14 protein-coding genes and 1 riboswitch are annotated in these 15,332 nt (G+C 49.9%); of the genes, 8 read left to right on the top strand and 6 right to left on the bottom strand.

Annotation, left to right across the window (positions count from 1 at the left end):
- Nucleotides 1-116: 116 nt before the first annotated feature.
- The 4 genes from thiD to KI362_RS11610 all read left to right on the top strand — a co-directional run bounded on the left by thiD (nt 117) and on the right by KI362_RS11610 (nt 4,866).
- A complete protein-coding gene (gene thiD, locus KI362_RS11625; protein WP_374705655.1) occupies nt 117-932 on the top strand; it encodes a bifunctional hydroxymethylpyrimidine kinase/phosphomethylpyrimidine kinase in 816 nt (271 codons plus the stop codon).
- A gap of 440 nt (nt 933-1,372) precedes the next feature.
- A riboswitch (cyclic di-AMP (ydaO/yuaA leader) is annotated at nt 1,373-1,584 on the top strand.
- Nucleotides 1,585-1,714: 130 nt separating this feature from the next.
- Nucleotides 1,715-3,541: an APC family permease gene (locus KI362_RS11620; protein WP_301627365.1), complete on the top strand. Its 1,827-nt coding sequence runs from the start codon at nt 1,715-1,717 to the stop codon at nt 3,539-3,541.
- Between the two features lie 17 nt (nt 3,542-3,558).
- Entirely contained in the window at nt 3,559-4,104 is a 546-nt protein-coding gene (gene yfcE, locus KI362_RS11615) for a phosphodiesterase (protein ID WP_301627364.1), read from the top strand.
- A gap of 72 nt (nt 4,105-4,176) precedes the next feature.
- Nucleotides 4,177-4,866: an HAD family hydrolase gene (locus tag KI362_RS11610; RefSeq protein WP_301627363.1), complete on the top strand. Its 690-nt coding sequence runs from the start codon at nt 4,177-4,179 to the stop codon at nt 4,864-4,866.
- Nucleotides 4,867-4,892: 26 nt separating this feature from the next.
- On the opposite strand, the gene KI362_RS11605 is transcribed toward KI362_RS11610, so the two are convergent.
- From KI362_RS11605 to KI362_RS11580, 6 genes are read right to left on the bottom strand one after another with little or no spacing between them, the layout of a single operon-like run.
- A complete protein-coding gene (locus tag KI362_RS11605) occupies nt 4,893-6,002 on the bottom strand; it encodes a YheC/YheD family endospore coat-associated protein (RefSeq protein ID WP_301627362.1) in 1,110 nt (369 codons plus the stop codon).
- A 3-nt stretch (nt 6,003-6,005) separates the two neighbouring features.
- A complete protein-coding gene (locus tag KI362_RS11600; RefSeq protein ID WP_301627361.1) occupies nt 6,006-6,530 on the bottom strand; it encodes a GNAT family N-acetyltransferase in 525 nt (174 codons plus the stop codon).
- Between the two features lie 20 nt (nt 6,531-6,550).
- On the bottom strand, nt 6,551-7,666 hold the full coding sequence (locus KI362_RS11595) for a YheC/YheD family endospore coat-associated protein (protein WP_301627360.1): 1,116 nt from the start codon (nt 7,664-7,666) through the stop codon (nt 6,551-6,553).
- Nucleotides 7,666-9,039 (bottom strand): YheC/YheD family endospore coat-associated protein, encoded by a 1,374-nt coding sequence (locus tag KI362_RS11590; RefSeq protein WP_301627359.1) that lies wholly within the window; start codon nt 9,037-9,039, stop codon nt 7,666-7,668. The genes KI362_RS11595 and KI362_RS11590 overlap by 1 nt, the downstream gene beginning before the upstream one ends.
- A 36-nt stretch (nt 9,040-9,075) precedes the next feature.
- A complete protein-coding gene (locus tag KI362_RS11585) occupies nt 9,076-10,188 on the bottom strand; it encodes a YheC/YheD family endospore coat-associated protein (protein ID WP_301627358.1) in 1,113 nt (370 codons plus the stop codon).
- Between the two features lie 12 nt (nt 10,189-10,200).
- The gene (locus KI362_RS11580; protein ID WP_301627357.1) at nt 10,201-11,568 is read right to left on the bottom strand and encodes a YheC/YheD family endospore coat-associated protein; all 1,368 of its coding nucleotides are present in this window, start codon (nt 11,566-11,568) and stop codon (nt 10,201-10,203) included.
- A gap of 152 nt (nt 11,569-11,720) precedes the next feature.
- On the opposite strand from KI362_RS11580, the gene KI362_RS11575 reads away from it, so the two are divergent.
- The 4 genes from KI362_RS11575 to KI362_RS11560 all read left to right on the top strand — a co-directional run bounded on the left by KI362_RS11575 (nt 11,721) and on the right by KI362_RS11560 (nt 15,325).
- Nucleotides 11,721-12,884 carry a DUF445 family protein gene (locus KI362_RS11575; protein WP_301627356.1) on the top strand — a complete coding sequence of 388 codons (1,164 nt, stop codon included), beginning with the start codon at nt 11,721-11,723 and terminating at the stop codon, nt 12,882-12,884.
- A gap of 36 nt (nt 12,885-12,920) precedes the next feature.
- Nucleotides 12,921-13,265 (top strand): YlbF family regulator, encoded by a 345-nt coding sequence (locus KI362_RS11570; RefSeq protein ID WP_212944198.1) that lies wholly within the window; start codon nt 12,921-12,923, stop codon nt 13,263-13,265.
- A 232-nt stretch (nt 13,266-13,497) separates the two neighbouring features.
- Nucleotides 13,498-13,815, top strand: coding sequence for a hypothetical protein (locus KI362_RS11565; protein WP_374705654.1), 318 nt, complete (start codon nt 13,498-13,500; stop codon nt 13,813-13,815).
- A gap of 172 nt (nt 13,816-13,987) precedes the next feature.
- Nucleotides 13,988-15,325 carry a DRTGG domain-containing protein gene (locus KI362_RS11560; protein WP_044477707.1) on the top strand — a complete coding sequence of 446 codons (1,338 nt, stop codon included), beginning with the start codon at nt 13,988-13,990 and terminating at the stop codon, nt 15,323-15,325.
- Nucleotides 15,326-15,332 lie beyond the last annotated feature (7 nt).

The raw sequence follows: 15,332 nt of genomic DNA, 5'->3' as shown, positions 1-15,332 counted from the left end.
CAATCCAAATTGAAATAAATGAAAAATAATTCGTGAATTCATTGAAAATAATGCTACAATGGATTGCAGAATCAAGCTTAGCTATCGCTACGCTAATTGCAAAGGGGAGCATGACCATGAATAAAATTGTTAAGACTTTAACGATTGCCGGAAGTGATTCCAGCGGTGGTGCAGGAATACAGGCGGATCTGAAAACATTCGAGGAGTATGGCACCTACGGTTTCAGCGCCTTGACGACGATCGTAACCATGGATCCAGACCGGGACTGGAACCACAGTGTGTATCCGATAGAGGCGTCACTGGTTGCGGAGCAGCTCAAGACCGTGTTTGCCGGAGGCCCTGTTGACGCAATGAAGACAGGAATGCTGGGCAGCGTAGCTATTACTGAAGTCGTTAAAAGCTGCATTGAACAAAACAAGCAAAAAAATGTTGTGATTGATCCGGTAATGGTATGCAAAGGGGAAGATGAAGTACTCAACCCTGAGAGTGCAGATGCAATCCGGGATTTGTTGCTTCCGCTCGCTACGGTTGTTACACCAAACTTGTTCGAGGCAGGCGTGCTGTCCGGCAAGGGAAGACTGGTTAATCTCAATGATATGAGGGAAGCTGCCAAGCTTATCCATGATCGTGGCGCTGCGAATGTTGTTATAAAGGGCGGAAAGGCACTTGAAGGCGACAAAGCGATCGATCTGTTCTATGATGGCACAGAATATGTCATATTCGAGACAGAAAAGATCGAGCCTGCTCATAATCACGGGGCGGGTTGCACATTTGCCGCAGGCGTTACAGGCGGGCTTGCTCAGGGGTTGTCCGTAAAAGAGGCTGTTGCTAAAGCCAAGGATTTTGTCACGGCGGCGATTAGAGCAGGTTATGCATTCAATGAATATGTCGGGCCGGTATTCCACGGCGGGTACCGTCTGAATCAAAAATAATATCTTGATTTTTAGAGGGTGTCCCCAAATTCTGTACACCCTTAATAACAAAATAGAGTGATATTTATATAGAAACCAAGGAGTATAGCGGCCTTCTCTCGCTTGACTCCTTGGTTTCTTGTGTCCACTGCGGCTTTTTGATCAATGGGGAGCGAGAGGAAGCCGCCCGCCAATAATTTTAGTGCTTATCGGCAATTGTTTCGCAATCCACGGTGTAACCTCACATTGAAAAAGGGGCCCTGACCATCTACGTCTTTGTGACACCCTCTTTCTTCTGTTTCCATAGAAAAACGAATCAAATGCAGGATAAACCGAGATAATAAAAGCGCCATAATCAAGTAAGCGCTTCCCTGATTAAAAAGTAATTAAATCTGAATTTTCATGTCATTTTCAAGGATTTACATTATCAGGCCATAGGAGTAATATCACTCTTGGATTCGATATCTGATTCGCTGAATTTCCTCGTCACGGCGGGGAAAACGGGGGAACCGAATGCGCCTTGAGCGGAATGATTTTTATTCTGTAAGGTGCGTGGGGTGAATCCGCGGAAGCTATCAACCGGAGATTTAATGTACGGCAGGCAACCGCGGAGGGGTGACTCTCACTACCCTAATCCGACAGCTAACCTCGTAAGCGTTGTTCGAGAGAGGATGATACTGTGACCAGTTCATATGGCCGCAGAGGTTCTTTCCTCTGCGGTTTTTTGCTGCGTAAATACAAGACCAACCGGACAATCAGCCTCAATCCGAGATTTTATTCTAATTCTTGGTGGTGTTGCATCTATGTTTACACTCTTCAAACGTGTCTTAATCGGTCAGCCTTTAAAATCGAAAGACCTTGGTGAGCAGAAGCTGAATAAGACGAAGGCTCTTGCGATCCTGTCCTCTGATGCGCTCTCTTCCGTAGCGTATGGACCGGAACAGATTCTGCTGGTATTGATGGCCTTGGGGGCGGCGGCATACTGGTTGTCTATTCCGATTGCGGTTGGCATTTTGGTGTTGCTTGTTGCGCTTGTCCTGTCTTACAGACAAATTATCTTCGCTTACCCTCATGGCGGCGGGGCCTATGTAGTATCCAAAGAGAATCTTGGAGTCAATTCCGGTCTTCTTGCGGGGGGCTCTTTGCTTGTCGATTATATTTTGACTGTCGCAGTAAGTATTTCGGCGGGTACGGATGCGATTACTTCAGCATTTCCATCTCTGCACGGGTATAATGTTCTGATCGCGTGCCTCTTGGTCGTACTAATCACGATTTTGAATCTTCGGGGGCTTACCGAGTCCGCTTCGGTGCTGGCCTATCCGGTATATTTGTTCGTCGCTATTTTGTTTCTAACAATCGCAGTCGGTCTCTATAAGGTGCTGACAGGCCAGATCTCTCCGGAGCTTCACACATCCTTTGGCACGCCGATAGCCGGGCTTAGTCTATTCCTGCTGCTAAGGGCGTTTGCTTCAGGCAGTTCTGCCTTGACGGGAGTAGAGGCGATCTCGAACGCTATTCCAAACTTCAAGTCTCCGGCCCCGAGCAATGCGGCCAAGACACTTGCTGCTATGGGGATTTTACTGGCCATCCTCTTTTCGGGAATTGTATTTCTAGCTTATTACTATGGGATCTCTCCAAAGACAGAGGAGACGGTTGTATCCCAGATTGCCTCTGCTACTTTTGGGCGGGGAATCATGTATTATATTATTCAAGGGATTACGGCGATGATTCTGGTTCTTGCAGCTAACACGGGGTATTCGGCTTTTCCGCTGTTGGCAGTCAATCTGGCAAAAGACAAATACATCGCCAGAATGTTCACGGTAAGAGGAGACAGACTGGGCTATTCGAATGGAATTCTGTTTCTTGCAACCGCGTCGATCCTGCTGATTATTATGTTTAAAGGCCAAACCGAGCATCTGATTCCGCTCTATGCGGTAGGTGTGTTTATTCCGTTTACCTTGGCTCAAACCGGCATGCTTGTGAAATGGCTCCGCGAGAAGCCTGCGGGCTGGAGAGTCAAGCTGACGATTAATGCCATCGGGGCTGCAATCAGCTTTCTTGTTATGATAATATTTTTCATCACCAAGTTTCCACAGGTATGGCCGGTGCTGATTTTTCTGCCGCTCATCGTCCTGTTCTTTCGCAGTATTCATAAGCATTATGAGGATGTCGGGGACCAGCTTCGGATCAGTTCCTGTGAGCCTCATAAACCGATTGAGGGGAATGTGTTCGTTATTCCGGTTGCAGGGATTACGCATGTGGTAGAGAATACACTGAATTATGCAAAATCGCTCCATCCGGATCAAATCATTGCGGTATACGTTGCCTTTGATAAGGAAAGCGAAAAAGGGTTTGAAGAAAAATGGAGCCACTGGCAGCCTGATGTTCGCCTGGTGACGCTATACTCCCAATATCGAAGCATTATCCAGCCGTTAACCAAGTTTGTCGATACTGTGGAATACAAGGCCAAGGAGTCGAACTTTCAGGTTACAGTTCTGATCCCGCAGTTTATTCCGAAGAAACGATGGCATAATGCGCTTCACAATCAGTCCAGCTTGTTGATCCGGGCGTTCCTGTTGTATCGGAGAGACCTGATTGTAACGACGGTTCCATATCATTTCAAAAAGTAAACAAGGAGTTATTGAAAATGAAATTCATGTTTATTTCCGATATCCATGGTTCGCTATATTGGCTGAATAAGGCGCTTGAGCAGGTAGAGCTGGAGAAGCCCGACCGGATCATTTTGCTTGGAGATTATATGTATCACGGCCCTCGGAACCCGTTGCCGGAGCAATATGCCCCTGCACAGGTAGCTGATCGTCTCAATCAGTATAAGGACCGGATTCTTGCGCTGCGGGGTAATTGCGATGCTGAGGTGGACCAGATGCTGCTGCAATTTCCGATGATGGGCGATCATGTACAGATCTATGATCAGGGGCGGCGGATTTTTGCTTCTCACGGTCATATTCACAGCATGGACAATCTGCCTTCTCTCGAAGCAGGCAGCATCTTTATTCAGGGACATACGCATATTCCTGTAGCAGAGGAGCGGGAAGGCATATATTTGCTTAACCCAGGCTCTATCTCACTTCCCAAGGAGCAATGGCCTCATTCCTACGGCCTGATGGAAGCTGATGAATTTAAGGTGCTGGACTTTAATGGGAATATCCTCAAAGAGATTTCCCTGAACTGAAATAATTCCGTTGAGACATCCCTTCAAACAAGGTATCATGGATGAAGAAATATCGACGGAGGGATTATGGGAATGACAATTCAGCCAGGGCTGCCAAAGCCGGAAGCGATTATCTTTGATATGGATGGAACTTTGTTTAAGACGGAAACCTTGCTCATACCGGTGCATCATCAGGTGTTTGAGCAGTTAAGGCTGGAGAAGCTCTATGAAGGAGCGACGCCCCCTGAGGAGCTCATGCTTAGTTGTCTCGGAATGCTGCTGGAGGATATTTGGAAAAAGGTGATTCCGGATAGCAGCGAGGCGGTTCATCGACGGGCTGATGAACTGCTGCTTGAATTTGAGCTTGCCGGCTTAAAGACTCATCCGACCGAGCTCTATCCAGGCGTGGCCGATACATTAACCAAGCTCAAACAGCGGGGAGTTCGGTTGTTTGTTGCGAGCAATGGTCTTGAGCATTACGTAAATGGCGTTGCGGAAGCACATGGCATAGCGGATTTATTTGAAGGCTTGTACAGTGCCGGCCAATATCAGACGGCATCCAAGACCGAACTGGTCAAGCTGCTGCTGGACCGCCATGGCGTGGACCGGGCATGGATGGTTGGGGACCGTTCGTCCGATGTGGAGGCAGGCAAGCAAAATCACCAGACGGTGATTGGCTGCGCCTACGCCGGCTTTGGTCATGATCATGAGTTGGAGGGATCCGATATTTTGATCTCATCCTTTGAAGAATTGCTTGAGTTGTATGAGCAGTCTCATCTATAGCAGAGAGTTCGAATAAGCCGCTCCCTTCAAGAAGAAGAAGGGGCGGCTTTTCTGTTATATAACCACAAGGCGTACTCCAACGGCTTGATAATAGCTCGGCGGTAAGCCTCCTTATCCCCGGTTTGCATGAATACCTCTCGGGCCGGTTTGGGATTGACCTCGAGAATATAGACGCTGCCGCTTCGGTCTATCGCCAAGTCGAGAGCAAGCTCACAGATGGCACCGATGGATGATTCCAGATATTCCGCTACCTCCAGGCTCAGCTTTTCTGCAGTCCGTCTGATCTGGCTCCGCTTTTCCTCGGAATGGCCGGAATGGCTTAGTAATCTGTTCATGGGGATGGCTCTGCCTCCGCCATGTAAATTGGAGGTAACGCTTCGTGCAGGCCCGACTCTTCCTGCTCCCCCGGTAACCTCCCACTGACCTTCACCGTTTTTCTGTACCAGCATCCGGTAATCATGCACCTTCCCGTCAGGCAGCTTAATATGAATAGCTTGCTGGGCAATGAAGCGGCTGCTGCCCTTCCAGTTGTGCAGCAAGGACCCAAGCCGCGAGATCGGCAGCTTTTGTGCAGGAATAATGGACCGGTTTTGCCGGCGTCCCTGAACAAGCACCATGTTATTCTCCAGCCGCTCCAGTCGTAAAATGCCGCGTCCGCCGGTACCGTTAATCGGCTTGACATAAATCGAGGAGTGCTTGTGAAGGAGCCTTACAGGATCGGAGCTGTTCTGGAACAAAACCGTCTCCGGCAAGTAGGAGCGGAAGGAGGCTTTTCTCGAGAGTAATTGATAAATCGTCCATTTATCCCGTAGCGGTCGGTTCAGGAATCTTAAGTGCCCGTAACGATGTCTGAACTGTTTAAGCTGTTCGAATCTTTTACTTCGCTGGATGCGGCAGCGGTCATAGATAAGGTCGGGAAATTCGCGCCATTTTCGGGACCAGGCTCTTGTTCCGGGATCATAGATGAGTGCATGAATCATAGATTTCTTTCCATGAACATCCATAGGAGTAAATACGTATACATCTAGTCCAAGCTTGGCGCCCTCTATAATCATTTTCTGATAGACATGTCTTTCCTCAAGCCTTTTCTTGTCATTTAAATATAAAGTCAGAATCCCCAGAACCGGCTGAGACATCTGTTAATCACCTACTTTATCGGGTTTGTGCAGGCTATAGAGGGATAAATGAGTGCTATCCGCATCCGTCGCCAGTTTTCCGCAGCATTCCAGAAGTGTTTTGCCGCTAGCGCACCGTACAATCCGGGTGACCGACAATCCGGCATTCAGACACATCTGCAAGCCCGCCGGGTTATCCGGGGCAACGAGGCAGGTAACCTCGCCCAAGCGGGCAAGCTGACGAGAGAGCAGAGAGGAACCGATTCCGCGGTTCCGATAGAACGGGTTTACAACGACAATGCTAACCCCCCTGCCTTGATTTGTAAGGCAGGAGAGTCCGGCGAGCAGAGGCCCCTCCTCTGTACGAACAAGGGCGAACAGGAGAGAGGAGCCTGGCGCTAGGAGCTTGCTCTGGGACAGCTTCATCAGTTGATAATAGCTTTCGGCAGGTAATCTTCCTCGGGTATATCTCTGGACAAAGGACAGAAGCTGACCATGCTCAAGTTCCCAGTTCCTCCCTTCTTCAGGCTGCCATTCCTTGATCAGCATGAGATACCTCGTTTCCGGGATTATAACTTCCCTTGTCTGTATAAATAGTGGCTGTATTGAAATACACGCTCCAATGACTTCTTGCGGATATGGGGTTCATCAAATTTCATCGGCTTGGCATTGGCTTCGAAAAACCAGATTTTCCCATCCGTATCGATTCCTAAATCCATCGACATCTCTCCGAGCTGATTTCTGGAAGCCTTCTCGATCTGTTTGGCGATGAGCACGGCGCTTGATTTCAGCCGATTCATAAGATAGCCTGTCGTCTCTTGACCGAAAGAGGGAATGAGCAGCTTCTCCGGATCCTCGACACTGCCTCCTTGGGGAACGTGGGTGGTAATCCGGTGATAGCCAGCCAAGCGTGCGCCTATGCCTGTGACGAGCCAGGTACCTTTCCCGTTCTTCTGCACTAGCGTACGAATGTCGAACTGGCGTCCGTTATAAGAGGCAAGCTCGATACCCTGCTGAACAATATACGGTGTCTTCTCGGTTTCCCGCTTGATCCTTTTCCAGAGCAATGTGAGCTTGCCGGTTCTGTATACAATGTTGCGCTGCTTGACACCTTGAATCGTAAGGCGGTAGGGCTTCGTCTCACTCTCATCGATCTGAAGCAGCATGATCCCTTTCCCGGCTTTTCCACTCTCAGGCTTCAGATAGAGACTGCGATACTGCAGAAGCATCTCTTCCAGCGATTGCGGCGAGCGCAGCCGTCTAGTTCTCGGCACCAAGGTACGGGTGCTGTGATTTTTTTTGAGCCAATCGAACAGCACCCATTTATTGAAGAAGAAAGGATTGAACAAATGAATGTTGGCATGTTTTAGACAGGCAGCTATTTTTTTTCGTACGGAGGGTCTTTTCTCATCCTCGCGTTGCGGGATCCGGTTGTAGATTACCTGAGGAAGCGGGAACCACTGCCGCTTCCATTCCTTTTCTTCCGGGCTGTATGCGTATCCCTTGACCCGGTTTGCTGATAGCTTTAGGTCCTTGACAGTCAATACGTAGACCGGAAAATCCAATTCTCTGCCTGTACGGAGAATATCCCGGAAGTTGGCCCGGTTGCCGCGGAATTGCTCCGCCTTATCTTCTATCGTCAGCACCGCCACGACAGGCTTCTGATCACCTGAAACCTGGTTCATCAGGCTTCCCTCCTCCGAAATTTACTGAGGTATAAACAATGCTCGAGGATGTGCTCGACCGATGCTCTCCCTTCAGCCCGGAGGGAGGGGTGCTTGAAGATAGATCTTCCCGGCTTGGCGTTCGCTTCGAACATCCAGATTTTTTCTTCCTTATCGATTCCGATATCAAACCCGATCTCGCCTATCAGGTGCTGGTGGTGAATCTCAATGGCTTCGGCCAAGGTAATCGCAACTGATTTGGCATTCCTCAGTACTTCCTCCGCCCTTGAGCCGAAGGCGCGGTTAAGCGCTTGTTCGGGAGTCAGCAGCGATCCCCCGTTTTTCAAATGAGTTGTGACGCTGCCCTTACCTGCCTTCTTAGCCCCGATCCCGACGACGACCCATTGATTACGCCCATTCTTGTGCATATGGAAACGGAAATCAATCGGGCAGCTATCGATTTCGATCAACCTGATTCCTTGCTGAGCCACATAACCCTGAAGCGCTCGGCCATGTCTTGATTGCAGGGTTCGCATCAGACTGGGAAAGCTGCTGAAGCGAAGGAGCACATTTCTTCCTTGCTTCCGGTATCTGGCATAGTAGCCGCTCTTGCTCTGCTTCGATAACCGGTAAATTCCGTTGCCCAAGCTTCCGTTATTCGGCTTATAGTAAATCAAGGAATGCCTGTCGAGCAGGTCCCGAATCTGCTCCGGCGACGGGTTCATAACGGACTCCGGAACATACCGGTTAACGATCTGATCCTTCTCCAGCATGCGGTATACATCAGATTTATTGAAGAAGCTCCAATTAAAGAATGGAATCCGGCGCCTGATGAATCGTTCACGCAATTGGGTGATCGAACTGGTTACTTCCGCACGGCGGCTGGGAAGCCGGTTATATACAACATCAGGGAGAGGCACTCTCTTGCGGACAAAATTTCCGGCCTCATTCAGGAAAAAACCATTCACAGATTCATCGTCCCAGTTAATATCTCTTGGAGTAAACGCAAAAATATAAGATCGCTTGCTGCCATAACGCAGCAGTTGCCTGATGAATCCGGTTCGGGAGCCGAAGGGGTTGCTTGCCGAGGAGGTAGGACCGTCGGAGAGAACGCCGATAAGCGGTCCGATCTGAACTTCTCCCTCCTGAAGGCTGCGAAGAAAGACGCTGCCGGCCTTCGGAATCCGCATCTCCCTGCGAATCCCGGATGCGAGATACAGATGCTTCCCCGGTTTGTTAATCGGCTTGATTACTGCGGGAACCCGCTCACCGCCAAACTTGAGATGAACCGATTTTTTTCCCGACAGCTTCAAGTTTTTCATCAAGGATCCGGACACGTAGACGACCCTTTGGGGCTGCTGCGTGAAATGGACGTTGCAAAAAGTCAAACTCATGAATTTTTCCTCCTAAAAAAGTCTTACGTGCCTTATTCAAGGTTTGCTCAGCAGCAAATAACGGGCATATAAAATCGGATTTTCGATGCTCTTCCTGGCGCTGGCGGCATCCCCGATCCGGAAGAAGGAAGAACGGCCAGGCTTCGAATTGGTCTCCAGCACCCAGACATTCCCCGCCCGGTCGACTCCAAAATCGATGCCTAGTTCAGCCAGCCGGCCAAAGCGGGATTCCAGACAGACCGGGATCTTCCCGGATAACTTACGAACCGTGTCCGCAATACGGCTTCCCGGTCCCATACCGAATTCGGAGCGAAGGAACGACTCCGCCTGCAAGGGGGTTCCCCCTCCGTGCAGATTTGAGGTGAGCGACTCTCTGGCACCGATTCTGGCCGCCATTCCGGTGAGTTCCCAGCAGCCTCTGGCATTTTTCTGCATCAAAGCACGAATATCAAACGGCTCTCTGCCTGAAGTTACAAGCTCCAGATAGGATTGCATAATATAGGGGCGATTCGCGATAAAGGAATGAATCCAGTTCAGGCCCTCTTGACGGGATTGAAACTTCCTGTGAAGAATCTGATTCTGCCCGTCCCGCCCGGTTAACAAAAGCTTTTCCGAGACGGATGGGCTGATAACATGCAAGGTTCGTTTTCCATGCGTCCCATGCTGAGGCTTGAGGAAAGCTTCTCCTTGATGGGAATCGAGCCATTGCTCCAGTTGACATTTCGTACGGTATGGCAAAGTATCTGGCAAATGCGGAACCAGCTCAGGACATTGCAGCAAGGCCTGATGAACATTCCACTTTCCCGAGAGCCCGCGGGTCAGATAACTGAATTGATGAACCTCAGCAAGCCGTTTCATAGCGATGCGCTTGCGATGAAGTGTTCTTCGGTCATACGAAAAACAACGATCATATACAATATCAGGCGGAGCATATACCCCTTGCCGCCAGCTTCCGTTCTCAAAGCCGAATCCCCGGATCGAGAATTTGTCAGCACTAACCGAAGAGGGGGTGAACACAAAGACCTTCATCCCGCAGCGATGACCGGTCAGACACAGCTTTCTGCAATAATCCGATTCTGAGAAGGGAAGCATCCCGTCCGCTTCACGCACCAGAACCCCGACCATACCGCGTGCCCGTTTATTGATCATTCTAAGCACCTCCTAGAAGCCGGACAGATAGCGGGTATATTCAACCACTTGCTTGACGGACGGACGAATCTTACCGACCCCGATAGGGGTATTGTCGTTCTTGGATGGTTTTGAATTGACTTCCAGCAGCCAGATATGTCCCGTGTTGTCCACTGCCAGATCTATACCGAGCTCGCCAAAGTGGGCAGGGATCTGATGGTCGACAGCGTCTGCGATATACAAGGCGGCCTTGCGCAGCTTTAAAGGAATTTTCCCTTTCAAATTGGGGGGCAGCGACGACTTGAGCACGGCTTCTTTAACGGTGCTCAAGGATCCGCCGCGAGCCAGGTTGGAGACGAAATGATGGCCTCCTGCTGTTCTGGCAACTATAGAAGTGACATTCCAGTTTCCGGACAAATTTTTCTGAACCAGGGCGCGGAAATCAATCGGTCTGCGATCTGCTTCAATGAGAGAAAGCCCCTGCTGGATTTGATAACGGGTAGCTTTCATTTTTCCGGATAATGAGGTATACAGCTTGGCGAGACTGGGATAAGCCTGCCGCCGGGTTCCCCCTACCTGGGCAGTCTGGGTCTGGAAGGCTCCTCCTTCCAGCCGCGATACCCGAATGATTCCTTTCCCAAGGCTGCCTTTAATCGGCTTCAAAAACACAACAGGATGCTTGGCGCACATGGCCTTGAGCGTTTGCAGACCCTGGAAGGCATAGGACTCCGGCAAGTATTTTGAAATACTGGGGTCTCTGGAGAGCGCATCGAATACTTCTGTCTTATCCAGAAACTTCTCATTAAAAAAGTGGCTGCCATAGCGGGATTTTACTTCCTTCAGGAAATGCTGTACGCTAGGTTTATTCTCCAGCTTTCTTGAGGTTAGACGATTGTAAAATACATCGGCCGCAGGCACTTGGGACTTCTTCCATCCGTCTCCATAGACCCAGGCGGACACGCTGGATGAGTTGGCTCCGATCTGGTCCGTCGTGAAGAAGTACACGTATACGCCCTGGAGTTGACAGGCATTGACGAGTTCCTTGCAGAACATCGTAATAGGACCAAAGGGACGCTCCGGTGAATCCGGGTAGTCTTTGCTGATCAGCACACCAAGAAGCGGCCCGAATTGCAGGGTTGTCGAATGAGGACGATAAGTCAGCCGCAGCGAAGCGCGGGGCTGAACTCCCATTTGAGCGGCAAGCTGCTGACTGATTCGTATTCCGTCAAACTTAGACAACGGCACGACTCTGACAGTTTGCCGCAGCGATCCGAATACCAGCTGCATACGATGATGAACCGGTATTCGCCATTGCTTGATCAACTGATCACCGAGTACAACATAGTCGCTTTCAAGTAGGTTTGGACTCATGATTTGGATTTTCAACTTTTTGGAGGGCATGAAGCGAATCTCCTTCCAAGCCTGGGGCTTGATGGTCTTGGATACAATTAGTTCATCTGCATAAGCGCATGTAATGCATCATATGAGAACCCGGAACCCTTGGTGATTACCCATGGGCCATTTGCCGGGCAGCACGAAGGAGGTAATTCAAGGTGGACGACTGGCTGTATGTGCTCGTGACGTTAGTTGTCTCCGGATTTGTAGGCGGAATCACTAACCATTACGCGATTAAAATGTTGTTTCATCCCCGAAGACCCGTATATATTGGCAAGTGGCATGTCCCCTTCACGCCTGGACTGATCCCTAAAAGAAGGGATGATATCGCAAAATCCCTGGGGAAGGTCGTTGCTGAATACCTGGTCACACCCGAAGGAGTTCAAGAGTTTCTGGTGCGGCCTTCCTTTCGAGCGCAAGCTGAGGAACGAATCAAGCAAGCGTTCTTCCAGCTAGCCGATAGCCAATCGACGGTCCGGGAAATATTGCTGCGGTGGATGACAGAGGATCGATGGGAATCGCTCAAGCTGGAAATGTCCGATGCAGGAAGATCAGCTGCTAACCGGGCATTGAGAGCAATATGGGAAAAGCAAGACTTGGGCTCGCGTCAACTAAAGGCTGTTGTACCGGGATGGACGGAGGAGAACCGCCAGCGTTGGAGCGAGAAGGCAGCTGAGATCGTAATTCGTTCACTTGAGGATGAGCTGCTGTCATCAGCGGGTCAGAAGCTGCTGACGAAGCTTGCCGGTGAACTGGTGGACAAAACAGGCGGATTTCTCGGCGCGATGGCAGCAATCTTCGTGGATGAGGATAAGCTGGTACGCAAGCTGACACCGGTGCTGCTGCGCACCCTTCACGGAAAAGAGCTGGAAGGTCAACTGGTTGGCATGATCCGTGATAAGCTGGAGCAATTCGGTGAACAGCAGATCGGTGAGCTGCTGGAGCTTATCGTGGAGCAGGAACCGTTAGACTGGCTGAAGGAACAAAGTGAACGGCTGCCGGTGGAATCTTGGATTCGCTCGATTGAACAGCAAGAGGTGGGACAACTGATCGCTCCTTGGAAGGAAAAGGCCGATAGATGGATTCCGTCTATTACCGGGAAGGCCATTGAACTGATTGGCGGACTCCTCCCTGCTGCTTTTCAAGCGATCCGGCTTCCGTCCCTGGTGCAGGAACAGGTTGAGAAGTTCCCGATCGAGCGATTGGAGGAAATTATTCTTAGCTTATCCGGCAAGGAATTCAGAGCCATTACGTGGCTTGGTGTGCTTCTGGGCGGGATGATCGGTCTGATTCAGGCGCTGTTCATTATTTGGACGAGGTAAGGACTAACAAAGAACAATTTGAGAGGATGAACTTTAATGAATATTTATGACAAGGCAAATGAATTGGCGAAGGCGCTGCGTGAGAGCAAGGAAGTTGAGGATGTTGAGTCAGCTATGAAGCTGGTAGAGGCGGATCCGGAAAGCAAGAAGATGCTTGATGATTTTCGCAACCGGCAAAATGAGCTTCAACAGATGATGATGGCGGGTAATATGCCCTCCCAAGAAGAGATGGAGACGATGGAAAAGCGATTTGAGGTGCTCAGCATGAACCTTGGGATTCGCAGACTGTTTGAAGCCGAGCGCCGGCTGAGTGTGGCGATTCAAGATATCAATAAGATCATTACCGACAGCCTCCAGCATTTATACGGAACCCAAATGTAATATTGCGAGTTCAAAAAGTCAGGTTTTTAGCACCGAGAAGGTTGTGAGAACCCGAAGAAGGAGGAACGGAGTGTAGGAGAACCCTGCATGAGTACCGGACTTCTAGGGTGAACGCAAGATTCGAAGTCGAATCAACCTCTTGGAACACTTCGTGATCAAAAGATGACTTTTTGAACCACCTCTAATATTCATATTATCAAAGCATCCTTCATAGAGTAGAAATATAGATTCGATGAAGAAGGAGCTGCTGTTCAATATGAAGACGGTAAAGAAGCCGAATAAACTCAAGCATTTCATGTATCTGATTATCGCGCTTGCTATGCTGGTATATGCCTTGCCGATGATATCCTTCGAGCCGGGAGCCGGCTGGATTTCCGCTTTTGGCGCTGTATGGGCGTTATTTGCTTTTCTGGTCATCGGAGCGCATCTGCATTTTATTCTTGGCGTTAACGAAGAGAAGCAGCAAAAGCTTGAGGAGGTACGCCGCGCCAAGTACCGGGAATGGGAGAGCAAATGGCTGAAGGAAGGCAAACAGAAGCAAGGCATGTGAGCGCAAACGAGGATGAAAAAGACGGACCCGGAATAAGCGGGCCCGTTTTTTTATTACTTGGTGCCGCTTGATCAGACAGCTTCGAGGGTGACAAGAACTGCCTTGGCTGAGTATTCGATTATAGTGTATATTAGATACAGAGTGGTACAGAATCCGACGGGGGGTATAACAGTTGGAGGGACATGAAGAAAGTGTAACGAAGCACGAGCAGCTTCTACAGCATATTGAGGGACTTAAGATTGGAACCAAAATTTCCGTGCGTAAGCTGGCCAAGAGTCTGGGGGTCAGTGAAGGAACAGCCTATCGGGCCGTGAAAGAAGCGGAAAATCTGGGGATTGTGATTACGAAGGAACGGATTGGAACGGTTCGTGTCGAGAAGAAGCCGCGCAATATTTCGGATCAATTGACCTTCGGGGATGTTGTCGAAATCGTGGAGGGACATGTGCTTGGCGGAGCGGAAGGACTGGACAAGACGTTGTATAAGTATGTCATCGGCGCGATGAAGATCGACGCGATGGCCCGCTATATCGATGCAGGAAGCCTGCTGATTGTCGGGAACCGTGAGAATGCCCATGCCCTGGCGCTTGAACAAGGCGCAGGCGTGCTGATTACCGGAGGCTTTGGTACGAGCCGGGAGGTCAAGGCACAGGCAGACAGCTTGTCCCTGCCGATCATTTCCTCGCGTCACGATACATTTACAGTCGCATCGATGATTAACCGGGCGATTTTTGACCGACTGATCAAGAAAAAGATTATGCTGGTAGAAGATATTGTGGCGAGCAAGCCGAAGGTGAACATGCTGAAGGTAACGAGCAATATTTCTGATTTTGATCAGCTGTCTATAGAGACAGGCCAATATCATTTTCCTGTCGTTGATGAATGGAACCGGGTGATCGGGATTATCAGCCGCAAAAATGTGGAAGAGCTGAGCGGAGACCAGAGCATCGAAAAATGCCTGACCCGCCATCCGATTACGGTCGGCCTTCAGACTTCGCTGGCATCGGCTGCCCAAATCATGGTGTGGGAAGGTATTGATTTCCTGCCGGTCGTGGACAGAAACCGGAAGCTGATCTCTTCCATTACCCGGCGCGAAGTGCTTCAGGCCATGCGTGACGCACGCAATCAGCCGCAGATGGGCGAGACGTTCGAGCATTTAATGTGGAATGGGTTTGCCGAAGAACGTGATGAAGACGGGCGTCTATTCTTTCACGGGGTGATCACCCCTCAAATGGCAACCGATCTAGGCACCATTTCCCATGGTGTATTAACCTCGTTGATGACGCATGCAGGCTTGAGTACGGCCAAGGATATCAGCGGCGGGGGAGATTATGTAGTGGATAACCTGACCACGTACTTTGTCCGTCCGGTCCAGATCGAGAACCCGGTCATGATCCGTCCGCTTGTTCTTGAGATGACGCGCAAAACCTGCAAGCTGGAAATTGTGATGACCTATCAAGAGCATCTGATCTCCAAGGTGGTAATGACGCTTCAATCCATCGACCACGCCTAGAAGGCGC

The organism is Paenibacillus apis (assembly GCF_018333295.1).
GTDB lineage: Bacteria > Bacillota > Bacilli > Paenibacillales > Paenibacillaceae > Fontibacillus > Fontibacillus antibioticophila.
The sequence above is the reverse complement of the archived record's forward strand: the minus strand, read 5'-3'. Positions and strand labels throughout refer to the sequence as shown.

Coding starts and splice junctions, on each gene's coding strand:
- KI362_RS11580 (WP_301627357.1), bottom strand. CDS start 11,568: ATGCCCTCCAAAAAGTTGAAAATCCAAATCATGAGTCCAAACCTACTT.
- KI362_RS11605 (WP_301627362.1), bottom strand. CDS start 6,002: ATGTCTCAGCCGGTTCTGGGGATTCTGACTTTATATTTAAATGACAAG.
- KI362_RS11600 (WP_301627361.1), bottom strand. CDS start 6,530: ATGCTGATCAAGGAATGGCAGCCTGAAGAAGGGAGGAACTGGGAACTT.
- KI362_RS11570 (WP_212944198.1), top strand. CDS start 12,921: ATGAATATTTATGACAAGGCAAATGAATTGGCGAAGGCGCTGCGTGAG.
- yfcE (WP_301627364.1), top strand. CDS start 3,559: ATGAAATTCATGTTTATTTCCGATATCCATGGTTCGCTATATTGGCTG.
- KI362_RS11595 (WP_301627360.1), bottom strand. CDS start 7,666: ATGAACCAGGTTTCAGGTGATCAGAAGCCTGTCGTGGCGGTGCTGACG.
- KI362_RS11565 (WP_374705654.1), top strand. CDS start 13,498: ATGAAGAAGGAGCTGCTGTTCAATATGAAGACGGTAAAGAAGCCGAAT.
- KI362_RS11590 (WP_301627359.1), bottom strand. CDS start 9,039: ATGAGTTTGACTTTTTGCAACGTCCATTTCACGCAGCAGCCCCAAAGG.
- KI362_RS11610 (WP_301627363.1), top strand. CDS start 4,177: ATGACAATTCAGCCAGGGCTGCCAAAGCCGGAAGCGATTATCTTTGAT.
- KI362_RS11620 (WP_301627365.1), top strand. CDS start 1,715: ATGTTTACACTCTTCAAACGTGTCTTAATCGGTCAGCCTTTAAAATCG.
- thiD (WP_374705655.1), top strand. CDS start 117: ATGAATAAAATTGTTAAGACTTTAACGATTGCCGGAAGTGATTCCAGC.
- KI362_RS11585 (WP_301627358.1), bottom strand. CDS start 10,188: ATGATCAATAAACGGGCACGCGGTATGGTCGGGGTTCTGGTGCGTGAA.